Origin of the sequence: Flavobacterium frigoris (genome assembly GCF_900111075.1) — a bacterium.
Lineage (GTDB): Bacteria > Bacteroidota > Bacteroidia > Flavobacteriales > Flavobacteriaceae > Flavobacterium > Flavobacterium frigoris.
Genome location: NZ_FOFZ01000004.1, coordinates 61,170 through 76,727, shown reverse-complemented (window position 1 = coordinate 76,727; position 15,558 = coordinate 61,170). Strand labels below are relative to the sequence as shown.

Below are 15,558 nucleotides of genomic sequence, written 5' to 3'. Positions count from 1 at the left end.
GACAATTTAGTATATAAAAAAGAGGACGCCAAAGTCCTCTTTTTTAAAATTACTGGTGGTGTTATTTTAGTCTTTAAGTTTTGTAAATTCTTCAGCAGAAATTTCACCAGATCTAATTTTTTGTAACTCACTCATTTTAGATTTGATGAAAGCATCAATTTTCGGATCGATTCGTTCAGGAGTAGTTGTACGATATGTTCCTGATAATACACCATCATAATAATAGAAAAAATTATAATCAAAATCACTAGCGGATAAAGCATAATCTCCTAAATACCATCCTAAACGTGCTGCAGAACGTCTTTGTGGAGGCGTGCCATGATGACCAGCGCTCGTTGTGTTGTAATCACCAATAGCATAAGCAAATTCAAAACCAGGCCCAGCAGCTGTCCAACTTGCATTGTATCCTGTAGGTCTTTTCATGTAATACCCTGCAAAACCATCCGCTTCTAATTCATTAGGTCTTGCTGTATTTTCTGGTTTCGATGGCAAATTGTAGGTGTATTGCAATTGATGACCAAATTCATGAGCCAAAATCATTGCTGGAACAATTTGGCCTTTGTTAAGTGCAGCGATGTATATTGCCTCCCCAAAATAAATTTTCTTAGGATTAGAATACGAAATCGCATTGTAAGTAGAGTTGGGGTTGCTGTTATCGTGTACCATTTTAAGGGTCACTGCACTTTGGCCAAAAACATTGGCGATTTTTGTGTTTTGTGCATAAATAAAATTAGTTTGTGTAGTGTTGATCATTGTAGTGTTCAAGTAGGCTGTTGAACTCCAGTTACCATCAACATAACTACATTGTGCATTTAATAGGTCGGGTTGTAGATCAACTTTTTCTAAAGCTGTCGCAGATAGTGGGGCTTCAACTTCTTCATTATTTGAACATGCTACTAAAAGCGATAAAGATACCGCTGTGCAGAAAATGGTGTTAATTCTGCTAAATTTATTTTTTTTCATTATGAATAATTTGGGGTTAATTAATGTTGTAAACATAGTGAAAATTATCATTTTGTTATGAAAATCTTAAAATTTAAGAGAATTGTTTTGTGTATTGCCTATAACATAGATGTATTTTATTTTTTTAATAATTACTGAAAGTCTAGGGACAATACGGGTTAAGCAGAATTTATTTACAAAATAAAAGAGTTAATAAATAAATAAATAAAAAGTACTTCTTACCCTTATTTTTAAATAAAAAACCCCCTTTTTTTAATTAAAAAGAAATATTTTACTTGTTAAAATAAATTTATCATTCCTTTAATCGGGTTTTTTTGTAGTTTGTTGATAAATTAATTTCAAAAAGATGGTTTTGAAATCAAAAAAAGAATTAATTGAGAATTTTTATTATTGCAGTAATTTTTCTAAGTTTTAGAGTAACAAAAACTTGTATCGATAGTCCAAAAATGAGTTTCTAGAAAGTTAAAGTTGATATTGAAAAATCCTATAGTAATTGTGTGATACCATTGCATTATTAAGATTATTTATTCAAATTTCGTTTTCTAAAAGGAATCCATTTGAAGATAAAACCGATACCAAGAGCACACAAAATAAATAAAGGGTCACCTATTATAGGATTGTCAACTACAAATGAAGTGACTATTCCAAAAACGCCAAGTACTACTACCATTGTCTGCGTTCCATTCCGTTTTGTCGTGTTTTTAGCGATTGAGTGATTTTGTTTAATATTTAATTCTTTTTTTTTGAAGAGTTAGAAACATTGCTAAAAATCACAAAGAACTTGATATGATTCTTAATCAAAATCCAGTGTCAAATTTTTCGACCGTAATAATATTTGTTAATATTAAAACGAAACTCATAAAAATAGATATTAGTGCTATGTTCTTTTTTATTATTAATTCAGTTTTGCGGAGTGGATGGTAACTCATGGCTTTCTGTGATAATAGCATTTTTTATATAATTGCTAATATAGAAATAGATACTTACAAATAGTCGTATTTTTTTATACACTGCACAATAAAAAAAGCGTCGTTTAATCTCGTTTTAAAACGAGATTAAACGACGTCTAGCCTTTATCTAAAAAAGAAGTTTATCGAATTGCTTTTACAAAATCTTCAATTTTCCCTGTTCCGTTTTCCGTTAGGTACTGGATAAATGCGCTTCCAATGATGGCACCTTTGGCAAATTGTGTAGCCTGATTAAAGGTTTCTTTGTTGTTTATTCCAAAACCGATGACTTGAGGGTTGCGTAAGTTCATGTCAGCGATGCGTTTGAAATACGCTTCTTGTGTACTTCCAAAACCAGATTGTGATCCCGTTACACTTGCGGAGCTTACCATATAGATAAATCCATTTGAGACACTATCGATAAATCCAATGCGTTCGTCAGAAGTTTGCGGTGTAATTAAGAGTACATTAATTAGGTCGTATTTCTCAAAAGTAGCTTTGTACTCATCGGCATAGACATCAACTGGAAGGTCAGGAATGATTAGGCCATCAATACCGATTTCAGCACATTTCTTGCAGAAATTTTCCACGCCATATTGTAACATTGGGTTGAAATATCCCATGATTATTAAAGGAATAGAAACTGATTTCCGAATGTCTTTTAGTTGGTCAAACAAAACTTGGGTGGTCATTCCGTTATGTAAGGCCTGAGTGGAGCTGGCTTGTATGGTTGGACCATCAGCCAATGGATCAGAAAACGGTAATCCGATTTCGATCATGTCTACGCCACTTTTTTCCAAATCCTGAATGATTTGTACGGTATCATTTAAGTTAGGATATCCAGCAGAGAAGTAGATGGAGAGTATCTTTTTGTCTGCTTGTAATTTTTGATTTATTCTGTTCATTTTTACTATTTTATCAGATTGGGAATCTGTTTTGCAGTCTGTTTTTGATTGGTTTATACTTTGGCGCTATAAGCCCAGACTAATTGTTTTGATTCTAATGGGACTTGGATGCGGGTATAAGAGTTTCCTTCGTATGTATCAGAAAGTTGAAGTTCGTCTAAGGTTAGTTCATACACTATTCCATGAATTGCATCTTTATTATCGTCGGTGGGAGTGATAATCGGATAGGTTTCTATTCCAAATTCTTCTTCAATTTCAATTTGTTTTACTGCATATCCCGATAATTTTTCTGGAATCCCTTTTAGGATTCGTCCAAAAATAGTTTTTTGTACATCTTCTTCTCTTAAAGAACCGTAGGCAAATAAATTTTCCATTTTTTTCTATTTATAATTTATTTTTAAATCTGATCTTCTTGTGTGGATTGCGTTAGGGATGGAAGCGGCATCTCCCGATTAACAAAAACAAGGCGATCGCCGTAGTTTTTGTTAATCGGGAATATAGCAAACAGCCCGCCCGCTTGCCCTGAAACTTTTTTCAGGGTACGCGGGAACGCCCTGAAAATGATTCAGGATCAACCCTTTTTACAATTTAAAGTAGTCAATATACGTATTTAAATCTTTGTCGCCACGTCCGGACAGATTAATCACCACAATATCCTCTGGTTTGAATTTCATTTCGTCGAGAACAGCAAAAGCATGAGCACTTTCAATCGCCGGAATAAGTCCTTCCATTTTAGAAAGTTTTAATCCCCATTGCATCGCTTGTTCATCAGTAATCGAGATAAACTGCGCTCTTCCCGTTGCATAAAGATTAGCGTGCATAGGACCAACGCCCGGGTAATCCAATCCTGCCGAAATGGAATACGGTTCGGTAATTTGGCCATCTGTAGATTGCATCAATAAGGTCTTGCTACCATGAATCACACCTACTTTTCCTAATACGGAGGTAGCTGCACTTTCTCCAGAATCTACTCCTAGACCTGCCGCTTCGACAGCGATGATCTTTACGTCTTCATCATCGATAAAATGGTAATATGTACCGGCAGCATTGCTTCCGCCACCAACGCAGGCAATGACATAATCAGGTTTTTCTGTTCCTTCTTTTTCCAGTAATTGTGTTTTTATCTCTTGAGAGATGACACTTTGAAAACGAGCTACCATATCAGGATATGGATGCGGTCCTACCACAGAACCAATGATATAATAGGTGTCTACTGGATTGTTGATCCAGTCGCGGATAGCTTCGTTTGTCGCGTCTTTTAAGGTTCTAGAACCTGAAAGTGCGGGACGTACTTCGGCACCTAGCATCTTCATACGCGCTACATTTGGCGCCTGGCGCTTGATGTCAACTTCGCCCATATAGACGATGCACTGCAATCCCATTAAAGCACAGACAGTTGCTGTCGCAACACCATGTTGGCCTGCACCAGTTTCGGCAATAATACGGGTTTTACCCAAACGTTTGGCAAGTAAAATTTGGCCAATGGTATTGTTGATTTTATGTGCTCCAGTGTGACATAAATCTTCTCTTTTAAGGTATACTTTTGTATTGTATTCTTCAGATAAGCGTTCTGCAAAATATAGAGGAGTAGGACGTCCTACATAATCTTTTAAAAGTGCATCAAACTCTGCTTGAAAGCTTGGTTCTGCAGTGATTTTTAAATATTGTTGGCGTAATTCTTCAACATTTGGATATAACATTTCAGGAATGTAGGCTCCTCCAAATTCACCGTAATAGCCTTTTTCGTTTACGTGGTAGCTCATTTTTTTTTCTTTTTATTGTAGGTGCAATTCGCAAATTGTCCGTACAAGGTTTATGTTTTTTAATCCCGGCGCTGTTTCAAATTTACTGTTTACATCAATAGCATAAACGGGTAGATTCATTTTTAATATTTGTTTAACTGCTTCTAATTCTTCGAGTCCTATTCCGCCACTAAGGAAAAAGGGTTTGGTCGAAGGATAATTTTCTAATACTTTCCAATTGAAAGTCGTTCCGTTTCCTCCAGGTAATTTCCCTTTAGTATCAAAAAGGAAATAATCGCAGACCGCTTCGAACGGTTCCAAAACGTTAAAGTCAAATTCATCTTGGATAGAAAACACCTTGATGATTTCGATGTTGTTTGGCAATTGGTTGCGTAATGTTTCGCAAAAATCGACTGATTCTTTTCCATGCAACTGAACAGCCTGTAAATCATGTTTTTTGACTTTTTCAGAAATATTGTCCATTATCTCATTGACAAAAACGCCAACTTTTTTTATGGATTTTGGCAGAGTAGGAATGATGCCGTCAAAATAGCGAGCCGATTTTTCCCAAAAGATAAAACCCATATAATCGGGTAGGAGTGATCCCACTTCGAGTATGTTATCGGGGTATTTCATGCCGCAGATTTTTATTCCCACCCCAGGCCTCCCCGAAAGAAAGGGAGACATTATGTTATGTTTGTCTAAATTTTTCATGATCATTTATTTAGCTTTAATAACTTCTCGCGAAGTTTTTAAAGCTTTGCTTGACTTTCTCTTGACTTTTTTTTCCACAAAAAGGGAGTTCCCCTTCGGGGGTTAAGGGGCTAGTTGCTTTATGAATTCCTTCGCCGATTTTCCAGCATTTTCTGTTTTCATGAAGTTTTCACCTATTAGAAAACCTTTGTAGCCAAAGGGTTTTAATTCGTTTATCGCTTCAACAGATGAAATACCACTTTCGGAAATTTTTACAAATTCGTCTGGTATTTGTGCCGCTAATTGTTTGCTGAAATCTAGACTTACTTCAAAAGTTTTCAAGTTTCTATTGTTGACACCAATCATATCCAATGTTGGCATAATTGATTTCTCCAACTCTTCTTGATTGTGTACTTCCAATAATACTTCTAGTCCCAAACTCTTTGCAAATTGAGATAAGGATTTGATTTCTTCTCTAGTTAGTACCGCCGCTATGAGCAAAATTAAATCGGCTCCGTAGGCTTTGGCTTCCAGGATTTGGTATTCATCCACAATGAATTCTTTTCGCAGTAAAGGAATGTTTACTGAGGCTCTCGCCAAAAGTAAATCATCTAAAGAACCACCAAAATATTTCCCATCCGTCAATACCGAAATTCCACAAGCACCTGCATCTTCATATCCTTTTGCCACTTCTTCCACCGTGAAACTATAATTTATCTCCGCTTTTGATGGAGAACGTCGTTTGTGTTCTGCGATAATTCCAGAAGTGCTATTTCTTAAATTTTTACTTAATGAAATGGTCTTTTTTGAAAAAAAAACGGAAGCTTCCAATTGAGAAACCGGAATGATTGATTTTTTGAGAATAACTTCTCTTCTTTTATCAACTATTATTTTATCTAGGATATTCATCGTTTAATTTGTTTAAAGTTTTAGTCAATATTAAATCACTTATGATTAACTAAAATCAAATACGAATTTCGTTAATTTACACAAATTAATTAGTGGGAATTTGTGAAATTCGTGTATGGTTTTGTATTTTTTTTTATCTACTCAATTCCTGTAAAGTAGTCAATGCTTTTAATCCTTTTCCAGACAGCAAACTTTCTTTAGCTAATTCAAATCCTTCGAGCGGGGTACATTTTGTTACCGTTGCAATGGCCATTCCAGCATTGGCACAAACTACATTGTTTTGGGCTTCTGTTCCTTTTCCGGAAATGATGTCAGTAAACATTTGGGCTGATGCTTCGATTGTTTTTCCTCCTTCGATTTCGCTTTGTGCTAAGAGGCTAACGCCAAAATCTTCTGGGTTTAGGACTCCTTCCATCGAACTTGTGATAATCTTTGTAGGACCAGTCAATGAAACTTCGTCATAGCCATCTAATGAATGTAGAATGGTAACATTCACATCGGTATTTTGATATAAATAAGAGTAGATTCTAGCCAGTTCTAAATTAAAAACCCCTACCAATTGATTCTTTGGGAATGATGGGTTTACCATCGGCCCTAGCATATTAAAAAAGGTTTTTACCGCCAGTTCTTTTCGGATGGGGCCTACATTTTTCATAGCAGGGTGAAATAGTGGGGCGTGTAAAACACAAATACCTGCTTTGTCAATGCTTCGCTCTAAGAAATCGGGATCATTACTGAATTTGATTCCCAGTTTTTCCATCACATTACTAGAACCAGAAATAGACGAAACTCCGTAGTTACCGTGTTTGGCAACTTTTATTCCTGCTCCTGCAGCTATAAAAGACGCTAGGGTCGAAATATTAAAAGTGTCTTTTCCGTCACCACCTGTCCCACACAAATCGATTGTGTTGTAATCTGATAAATCCACGCGGATGCACAAGTCCAATAAGGCTTCTCTAAAACCAGAAAGTTCCTCAATGCTAATACTACGCATCATAAAGACCGTCAAAAATGCGGAGATTTGACTTGGATTATAACTACCATTGGAAATATTGACCAAGACTTCTTTTGCTTCGGCCGAGGTAAGCATTTCGTGATTGATTAATCTGTTTAATATATTTTTCATTTTGTTATTTTGTTATCCTCCCCCCAGCCCCCTCAGAAGGAGGGGGTGATTGGATGATTAAACTTTGTGTGTAAACTATGTCTGTAAATATTTTCCGTGAACTATGTCTGCATTGTTTTTCTGCAAACTATGACAGTAAATAATTATCAATTATCTATATCCGTTTTGGCTCCCCCTCCTTCGGAGGGGGTCGGGGGGAGGATCTAACTATTCACCCAATTCTCCAATATCTTTTTCCCGTTTGGAGTCAATACACTTTCTGGGTGAAATTGTACCCCACGAACATCAAATGTTCTGTGACGCAAGGACATTACTTGACCATTTTCATCAAAAGAAGTCGCTTCTAGCATTTCAGGCAATGTCGCATCGACAACCCAAGAATGATAGCGTCCCACTTCAAAATCTTTTTCTAAACCATCAAATAAATGTTCGTCATTTACAGATTGTGTTACCATTGTTGCAACACCATGATATACCTTGTCTAAATTTGATAACGTTCCTCCAAAGACTTCTCCAATTGCTTGCTGCCCAAGGCAAACGCCCAGAATGCTTTTGGTAGCGCCGTATTTCCGAATCACAGCTTTCAACAATCCGGCTTCTTCAGGAACTCCAGGGCCAGGGGAAAGCAGTATTTTATCAAATCCTGCAATCTCATCGATCTCAAATTCATCGTTTCTGTATACCGTCACTTCGCACTCTAAATCTTCCAGATAATGGACAAGATTGTAAGTGAAACTATCGTAATTATCTATAACTAATATTTTTTTCATTTTGTCTTTTTTGTTTAAAGTTTAAAGTTTAAAGTTTCAGGTTCTGCCAACTGATACTAAATCACTAAAAACTGACCACTTATTTTCTATATTGTCTCTGCTAAATCCAGCGCTTTATTCAACGCAAGGAGTTTATTGTACACTTCTTGCATTTCACTTTCTTCATCTGAACTGGCAACAATTCCGGCTCCCGCTTGAGAATGTAACTGATGATTTTTGCTCAGGAATGTTCGAATCATAATGGCATGATTGAAGTTTCCTTCAAAATCCATAAATCCTATAGCACCGCCATAAAAATTACGGTTTGTTTTTTCATATTCTTCGATGAGTTGCATTGCTCTGTGTTTTGGCGCTCCGCTTAATGTTCCAGCTGGAAAAGTGTCGGCGACTACTTGCATAGTCGTTGCTTTTTCATGTAAATGACCAGTTACTTTGGAAACCAAATGAATCACATGCGAGAAAAACTGTACTTCTCTGTATTTCTCTACATTTACGTTATGACCGTTGCGACTTAAATCATTTCGAGCTAAGTCGACCAACATGACGTGCTCACTATTTTCTTTTTTATCTTCGGATAATTGTTTAGCAAGAATGGCGTCTTTTTCGTCGTCACCGGTGCGCTTGAAAGTTCCGGCGATAGGATGTATTTCTGCCTTACGATCTTTAACAATAATTTGCGCTTCGGGCGAAGACCCAAATATTTTGAAATCTCCGTAATCAAAGAAAAATAAATAGGGAGAAGGGTTGATGCTTCGTAGCGCTCTGTATACATTGAACTCATCTCCTTTGAAACCTTGGGTAAACCTACGAGATAACACCAATTGGAAAACATCTCCTCGGAAACAGTGCTTTTTGGCCAAAGCCACATTGTGTTTGAATTCTTCGTCTGTCAAATTTGAAAAGCCTTCGCCTTCTTTCGAAAATTTATAAGAAGCAATATTTCGGGATTGCAATAATTGTTCAATTTCAGAAATGTTGTTTTTTCCGTCCAAACTATGGCAGAAGATATACGCTTCATTTTTAAAATGATTGATTGCAATGATATTTTGGTACACTGCATAATATACATCTGGGATTGAAATGCTATTGTCTTTTTTGGCGATTTTTACTTTCTCAAAATAGCGTACGGCATCATAGGAAATATACCCAAACAAACCATTATTGATAAATTTAAAGTCGTTTTTCTCCGATTTGAACTGTCCTGAAAACTCTTGGATTACTTCAGGAATATTTGTGTTGGCATCGATTGCTATTTTTTCCGAAGTACCGTCTGGGAAGGTTTTGTAAATCGTTTCGTTTTCTATTTTTATAGAAGCAATTGGATTGCAACAGATGTAAGAGAAACTATTATCGCTCCCATGATAATCGCTACTTTCTAATAAAAGACTGTTTGGAAATTTATCGCGTATCTTGAAATACACACTAACAGGAGTTATGGTGTCTGCAAGTATTTGTTTGTATTTTGTATTAAATATAAAAGGTTTCAATTTGTTTAAAGTTTAAGGTTTAAAGTCTTAAGTGATGTTGAAAATAAAGGAACATAAAAAAAAGGCTTGTCGTGATGACAAGCCTTTTATATTTATAGTGGATAATACCATAGGAGCTTAGTTCACGACGTTTGACGTAAATTGTTCCACCACCAAGTATTGTTTGTATTTGTGTTCATGTTACAAATATATAAATGTAATTTGGTTATTCAATTCGATTAGAATAAAAAAAACTAAATTCTTAGTCTTTTTTTGTTATATTTTCTTGTGACATAACAATTTTTGAATTATTCCTTTTTCTTCAGAAGTAAATCTTAAGGAAAATTTTGAAGTTTGTCGAACCTTTTTTCGAAATATTGAGAATGGGTTTGTACTATAAGAATTAAATTCCCGCTTTTTTGTAATACTTCTTAGTTATTTATGACCAATACACTTTTTACTTTAATTCTGAAATCAGGATTGTTGTTTTTGATACTTGTTTCGGTAAATAAATCTGGAATAGTGAGGTTAGTGTATTCTAAAGAAAAGGAGTCGTTGCTGTACCATTTTTGTATTTCGGGGTCCAATGAAGAGATCTCGCTTACAACGGAACCTGTACAATTATTAATCTTGACTTCATGAATGTTTACTTTGACTAAATTGGCTGCGCCAGATCCTATTTTTCCTTCTAATAAAATAAAGGGACTGAAGCCAGAAACAATACTGTTATTTAAGTTAAGCGAACTGTTTTCTTTGATATATACAGATTCACGGATTAGACCTTGGTTGTTTTTTTCTAAATTGACTAAGGTGATATTATTGGCATTTATTTTGGTAAATTTTTTAGTCATATCAGCATTTTCAATTTTATCATAGGAATCTATTTCAAAACATCTGGAGCCAGATATATCAGAAGAAAAAGGATGGCGAATGGCGATACTGTTGTTAATATTACATTGCGCGCCCTGCGTAAAATCAAAATCATCGTCAGTAGCGCGGTATGAGATTAGATTATTGAGATTTACGTCACCACCATAACATTCAAAAGAATCATCATTAGAATAACTAATCTGAATGAAATCAAATTTTGTTTTTCTCCCCACACCGGCCATCGATAGACCATTCAGTTCTTTCAGTGCATTTATCTTTCTACCTGAATATTCAATTCGAACATATTTTAAAATACCAGAGTTATCGTCTTGGTTCTTTCCTCCATAATGGCTCATCATTGGGTCTAAATTGAAATCTAAGTAACTGATGCCTCCTATCTTATTGATTGGAGCCTCTCCTAAAATTATTATACCTCCCCAATTTCCCGGTCTTCTGGCGGCAACATTTTTCGAAGATGTAAAGACAATTGGATCCGTTTCTGTGCCTTCGGCTATGATTTTGGCACCAATTGTTATGACAAGCGTACCGCATGTTTCCTCATCGCCTCTAATGACAGTTCCAGGCTCTATAGTTAAAACTGCATTATTAGTTACATAAACCACACCAGTTAACTGGTAGGTATTTCTTTTGTATAGTTTAGTGTCTTTGTCGATTACACCCGCTAGTATATTTGTGGCCTCGCTGTAATCCGTTGTTGCCGGCTTAAAGTTAGTCCAGTTTGTCATCCAATTGGAGTCACCAGTAATTCCCTTAGGTTGTTGTGCAAAAGTTATAAGACCACAGATAAAACCGACAATTGTAAAACATAATTTTCTTTTCATAACGATACTTTTTAAAGTTTTCTATTTCCTCAATTGAGAAGGAAAATGGTATTGGTGATTGTTTTTATTTGGCTCACGCAGCGTTTTTTTATTTAAAAAATGCTTTATTAATGTTAGTGTTTTAACAATTCCAAAATTAGAAGTAGTATGTTATCCTAAGAATTTGTGGGTATTATGAATGTGTTATTATAAATTTCGAATGTTAATTTATGTAAGGAATTACTCTTTAAAAAAAAATACCCCAACAAAATAATTGTTGGGGTAAATTAAATACTTAAATGCTTTGTTTTACATTTTCAATGAAATCGCCAATTCAAATTCATTAGAAATTGCTTTGTCTCCTAAGTTGTCAAAGAAACTTCCTGAACCATATTTAATATCATATTTAGTTCTGTCAACGTTGAAAGCTGTTGTAGCAGTATTTCCGTTTACAGTAATATCGAATGTTACTGGACTTGTTTTATCCTTGATAGTCAAGTCTGCAGTTACAGTATATACAGTTTTAGATTTTGCTGCAATAGTTTTGAATACTAAAGTAGAAGTTGGGAATTTTTCAGTTCCAAAGAAATCTTCTGATTTCAAGTGACCGTTTAATTTTCCTTGGTACTCACCAGAAAGATCAGTAGAAGTTAATGAAGTCATATCAACAGTGAAACTTCCGCCAGCTAATTTATCTCCTTTAAAGATTAAAGTTCCCGCTTTTAGATTTACAGTACCACTATGTTGTCCTGTTACTTTTTTTCCAACCCAGTTAATGGTGCTTGCTGCCGCATCTACTTTTTTTGTTTGTGCTGCTACTGATAAAGTAGAGAATACTACCGTTAGTGCTAATGCAATCGCTTTTAAATTTTTCATGTGTTTAGTTTGATTAGTGTTAATAATTATAGTGTAATAAATAATTCCTCTTGTGATTTTCTAACTTTTTTGTAATGTTGAGTAGCATCTTCATCATGTCTGTAGCCTAAAGTCGCTATTAAAGAAGCGTTAAGACCTAGTTTTTCTAAGCCTAATATTTCGTTTACCTGCTCAGGAACAAAGCCTTCCATAGGAGTAACGTCAATTTTTAGTTCGGCAGCTGCATTTAATAAGTTACCCATTGCTAAATAGGTTTGTTTTGACGCCCAAATGTTTTTTGAATCTTTATCAAGCGTTACTATTTTTGACTTCATGAAGTCTGAGTATCCATTTAATGAATCAATAGGGACGTTTCTTGTAGTGCTTATATTTTTGACATAACTATCAATAGATTGTTCTGCAATTTGAGTTTCATTTGCAAAAACGATAAGATGCGAAGCTTCTACTATTTGAGATTGGCCCCAGGCAGCAGGTCGGATTTTAGCTCTTAATTCGGGGTTTTCAACAATGATAATTTTGTAAGGTTGTAATCCATAAGAAGAAGAACTTAAACGGATTGCTTCTTTTAAAGTATCTAAATCTTCGGTGTTTATTATTTTGCTGGCATCAAATTTCTTTGTTGCGTATCTCCAATTTTGGTGTTCTAAGAAAGTACTCATAATTTATATTTTATTGATTTCTGTATTTTTCTAGTAATGTATTCAATTGCTCTAATTCCTCGTCATTTAAATTTTTTGAAAAATAATTACCATGCTCCGTTACTTTAGGGTCTAGTTCATGTAGAACGTTTAATCCTTTTTGAGTAATCAAAACCTCTATTTTTCTTCTGTTTTCTGGACAGACTTTGCGTGTAACCAATTCTTTTAATAATAATTTATCTACCAGACGGGTGGTGTTACTCGTTTTTGCAATCATGCGTTCCTGAATGACACTCATATTAGCGGGGTTCCCTTTTTGCCCTCTTAGTATCCGTAACACATTGTATTGTTCTCCAGATAACTCATACGGCTTCAAAACTTCATTGAATTTCTCATTGATGACGTTTTCGGTATACATTACATTTAAAATAATTCGATTTGAATTATTTAAAACCGCTGTAGTTTTTATGATGTCTTCAATTTTCATACCAATACATTATTTATTTGTTGGTACAAATGTAACACTTATTTTAGTTGTATATACAAGTGTCTGTTGTTTTTTTGTTAAAATTTTAAGTAAGTATTGTAAAACAGTTTGCTTTATTGGGTGTATACACTTGTTTTATAGTGTTTTAGATGGTTTTTTGAAGGCTAGGTGTAGTTGCTTTTTTAGAGAGGTTGATAGGAGTTATAAAAAATGAACTTCCTTTAAATTGTTTTTAAAGTGATTTGTTTCCATTGATTTATAGAAGAGTAAGTAGTATTGAGACGTATTTATAGCTGATAATGATAGTAACTACTGACTTTATCATCTCACTTTATTTTTTTTTGGAAGCTAATTTTTTTTAAAAATTAATACAGACGAAATTCAAAACCTTAGATTTATGAGCTGTGATTTAAAATTGTATGAGGAAATCGCAATTAGTTAACTCTGACTATTTAAAAGTTCATAAATACTGTTAGCATCATTGTCTTGATCTTTTCGGTTTTCCATAAACGTAAATCCATTTTTTTCTAATATTTTTTTAGAGCTCTCATTTTTATGATGTGTGAAGGCTTCGATCTTGTCTAGTTTTAATTCATTGAAGCCAAAATTAATAACGCAATTTAGCGCTTCGCTCATAATTCCCTTATTTTGGAACGCAGGATTAAGGGCATAACCCACTTCGGCAAGGGTATTGTTCTCGGAAATGTTCCACAAGCAAATTGTTCCTATAAGTTGAGGTTCGTTTTTATAAATGATGCCCCAAGTTACCGATTTATTATTGTGGTAGTCATCGGTTATTTCATTTATAAATTGGAGTGCTTGCTCGATAGTCTTTGTTTTTCTGTTTTCTGGTCTTTCGATATATTGATTAATCGTTTCGTCAGAGCGTAAGTATAAGATAACTGCATCATCAGATTCTTTCAATTTTCTTAATAAAAGACGTTCTGATTTTATTTCTGGAAAAGATTTGAAGTTCATTTTGGCATCGTTTTGTACAGAACGAATATATGAAATAAACGGAGATAGTTAAAATTGGCTTATTGAGAACATAAGTATTTGAGTGTAAAATTTCCTTTATGACAAAGGAGGAAGCTGTGCTAGCTTTAGGTCTACGTTTTCCATGTTGAAGGATTTGTGCGGTAGTGGAGTTATGAGGTCCAAGATATAGAACAAAAAAAAAGCGGTTGGAGTGTATACTCAAACCGCTTTAGCTTATCTAATTTTAGGTACTAATCAATTAAAGTAACTAAATCTTCTTTGCTTTTTCTCACTTTAGTAAGATTAACTAACCAGTCATTTTCACTGTCTCTATAACCTACAGGAAGCATAACGCAACTTCTAAGTCCTTTAGCTCTTAATCCTAAAATTTCATCCAATGCATCAGCATCAAAACCTTCTAAAGGTGTACTGTCAACTCCTTCAAAAGCGGCAGCAGTAATAGCTTGCGATAATGCGATGTAAGCTTGTTTAGCGGCGTGGGTAAAGTTTTCCTCAGCATCCTTTTGCGGATAAAGATTTAAAAGCATCTGACGGTAATTTTCCCAACCTTCGTTTTTAAAACCACGAATGGTGTTTGTTAAATCAAACATTTTGTTAATGCGTTCAGCGGTGTAAGTATCCCAGGCAGCGAATACAAACAAATGAGAACAATCAGTAACAACGGATTGGTTCCAAGAAATAGGTCTGATTTTTTCTTTTAATTCTTGATTTGTAATTACAATTACTTCAAACGGTTGTAAACCACTTGATGTAGGAGCAAGTGATATTGCTTCAATTATGTTGTCAATTTTTTCTTGTGATACTTTTGTACCATTCATCGCTTTAGCAGCGTATCTCCAATTTAATTTGTCTAATAATTCCATATTCTTTGTTTTTATTTTTTGTTTTATTCTAAATTTTTGTTGCCTTCTCCTAGTATTTTAATCCATTCATTCAGCATCTCTTTTAGCTGCAGTACATCGGATATCTTGATATTTTCGGTAAGCAATATTTTGATGAGTTTTTCAGGAATGGGCTTTGCTTGGTCTTTTAAGTTTTTTCCTTTTTTTGTAAGCTGTACAATAACACTTCTTTCATCTGTAGTAGAACGATTGCGTTGCAGGAGTTCCATTTTTTCCATGCGTTTTAGCAATGGTGAAAGTGTATTGGTATTCAGCAGCAGCTTCTCGGTAATCTGATTTACAGAAAGATCATCGTTTTCCCACAATACTAGTAGCACTAAATACTGTGGATACGTTATCCCCATTTCGTCTAAATAAGGTTTGTAGGCCTTAGTGAGGAGACGGGAAGCGGAGTAGAGCGGGAAGCAAACTTGGCTGCTTAATTTTAATTGTGCATCGTCCATA

At 34.8% G+C, this 15,558-nt stretch carries 17 protein-coding genes; 1 reads left to right on the top strand and 16 read right to left on the bottom strand.

The window, feature by feature from the left end; translation table 11 throughout:
• Positions 1 to 66: 66 nt before the first annotated feature.
• Positions 67 to 963: a metalloprotease gene (locus tag BMW63_RS07470; RefSeq protein WP_074723026.1), complete on the bottom strand. Its 897-nt coding sequence runs from the start codon at positions 961 to 963 to the stop codon at positions 67 to 69.
• Between the two features lie 557 nt (positions 964 to 1,520).
• On the opposite strand from BMW63_RS07470, the gene BMW63_RS18110 reads away from it, so the two are divergent.
• Positions 1,521 to 1,679, top strand: coding sequence for a hypothetical protein (locus BMW63_RS18110; RefSeq protein ID WP_175460270.1), 159 nt, complete (start codon positions 1,521 to 1,523; stop codon positions 1,677 to 1,679).
• Positions 1,680 to 2,053: 374 nt separating this feature from the next.
• Here the strand turns inward: BMW63_RS18110 and trpA are convergent, their stop codons facing one another.
• From trpA to BMW63_RS07395, 15 genes are all read right to left on the bottom strand, one after another.
• Positions 2,054 to 2,815 carry a tryptophan synthase subunit alpha gene (gene trpA, locus BMW63_RS07465; RefSeq protein ID WP_074722841.1) on the bottom strand — a complete coding sequence of 254 codons (762 nt, stop codon included), beginning with the start codon at positions 2,813 to 2,815 and terminating at the stop codon, positions 2,054 to 2,056.
• Positions 2,816 to 2,868: 53 nt separating this feature from the next.
• Positions 2,869 to 3,189, bottom strand: coding sequence for a gamma-glutamylcyclotransferase family protein (locus tag BMW63_RS07460; protein ID WP_074722839.1), 321 nt, complete (start codon positions 3,187 to 3,189; stop codon positions 2,869 to 2,871).
• Between the two features lie 207 nt (positions 3,190 to 3,396).
• A complete protein-coding gene (gene trpB, locus BMW63_RS07455) occupies positions 3,397 to 4,578 on the bottom strand; it encodes a tryptophan synthase subunit beta (protein ID WP_074722837.1) in 1,182 nt (393 codons plus the stop codon).
• A 12-nt stretch (positions 4,579 to 4,590) separates the two neighbouring features.
• Positions 4,591 to 5,214, bottom strand: coding sequence for a phosphoribosylanthranilate isomerase (locus BMW63_RS07450; RefSeq protein WP_449403943.1), 624 nt, complete (start codon positions 5,212 to 5,214; stop codon positions 4,591 to 4,593).
• A gap of 159 nt (positions 5,215 to 5,373) precedes the next feature.
• A complete protein-coding gene (gene trpC, locus BMW63_RS07445) occupies positions 5,374 to 6,159 on the bottom strand; it encodes an indole-3-glycerol phosphate synthase TrpC (RefSeq protein ID WP_074722835.1) in 786 nt (261 codons plus the stop codon).
• A gap of 133 nt (positions 6,160 to 6,292) precedes the next feature.
• A complete protein-coding gene (trpD, locus tag BMW63_RS07440; RefSeq protein WP_074722833.1) occupies positions 6,293 to 7,285 on the bottom strand; it encodes an anthranilate phosphoribosyltransferase in 993 nt (330 codons plus the stop codon).
• Positions 7,286 to 7,488: 203 nt separating this feature from the next.
• Positions 7,489 to 8,055 carry an anthranilate synthase component II gene (locus BMW63_RS07435; protein ID WP_074722831.1) on the bottom strand — a complete coding sequence of 189 codons (567 nt, stop codon included), beginning with the start codon at positions 8,053 to 8,055 and terminating at the stop codon, positions 7,489 to 7,491.
• 86 nt (positions 8,056 to 8,141) lie between these two features.
• Complete coding sequence (locus tag BMW63_RS07430; RefSeq protein WP_074722829.1) at positions 8,142 to 9,542, bottom strand: anthranilate synthase component I family protein; 1,401 nt, start codon at positions 9,540 to 9,542, stop codon at positions 8,142 to 8,144.
• Positions 9,543 to 9,952: 410 nt separating this feature from the next.
• Positions 9,953 to 11,233, bottom strand: coding sequence for a hypothetical protein (locus BMW63_RS07425; RefSeq protein WP_074722827.1), 1,281 nt, complete (start codon positions 11,231 to 11,233; stop codon positions 9,953 to 9,955).
• Positions 11,234 to 11,521: 288 nt separating this feature from the next.
• Entirely contained in the window at positions 11,522 to 12,088 is a 567-nt protein-coding gene (locus tag BMW63_RS07420) for a YceI family protein (RefSeq protein ID WP_074722825.1), read from the bottom strand.
• Between the two features lie 26 nt (positions 12,089 to 12,114).
• Positions 12,115 to 12,747: an NAD(P)H-dependent oxidoreductase gene (locus BMW63_RS07415; protein WP_074722823.1), complete on the bottom strand. Its 633-nt coding sequence runs from the start codon at positions 12,745 to 12,747 to the stop codon at positions 12,115 to 12,117.
• Positions 12,748 to 12,757: 10 nt separating this feature from the next.
• Complete coding sequence (locus BMW63_RS07410; RefSeq protein WP_074722821.1) at positions 12,758 to 13,213, bottom strand: MarR family winged helix-turn-helix transcriptional regulator; 456 nt, start codon at positions 13,211 to 13,213, stop codon at positions 12,758 to 12,760.
• A gap of 438 nt (positions 13,214 to 13,651) precedes the next feature.
• Entirely contained in the window at positions 13,652 to 14,191 is a 540-nt protein-coding gene (locus tag BMW63_RS07405; protein WP_074722819.1) for a GNAT family N-acetyltransferase, read from the bottom strand.
• Positions 14,192 to 14,442: 251 nt separating this feature from the next.
• Positions 14,443 to 15,075: an NAD(P)H-dependent oxidoreductase gene (locus tag BMW63_RS07400; protein ID WP_074722817.1), complete on the bottom strand. Its 633-nt coding sequence runs from the start codon at positions 15,073 to 15,075 to the stop codon at positions 14,443 to 14,445.
• 23 nt (positions 15,076 to 15,098) lie between these two features.
• Positions 15,099 to 15,557 (bottom strand): MarR family winged helix-turn-helix transcriptional regulator, encoded by a 459-nt coding sequence (locus BMW63_RS07395; RefSeq protein ID WP_074722815.1) that lies wholly within the window; start codon positions 15,555 to 15,557, stop codon positions 15,099 to 15,101.
• Position 15,558: the final 1 nt, after the last annotated feature.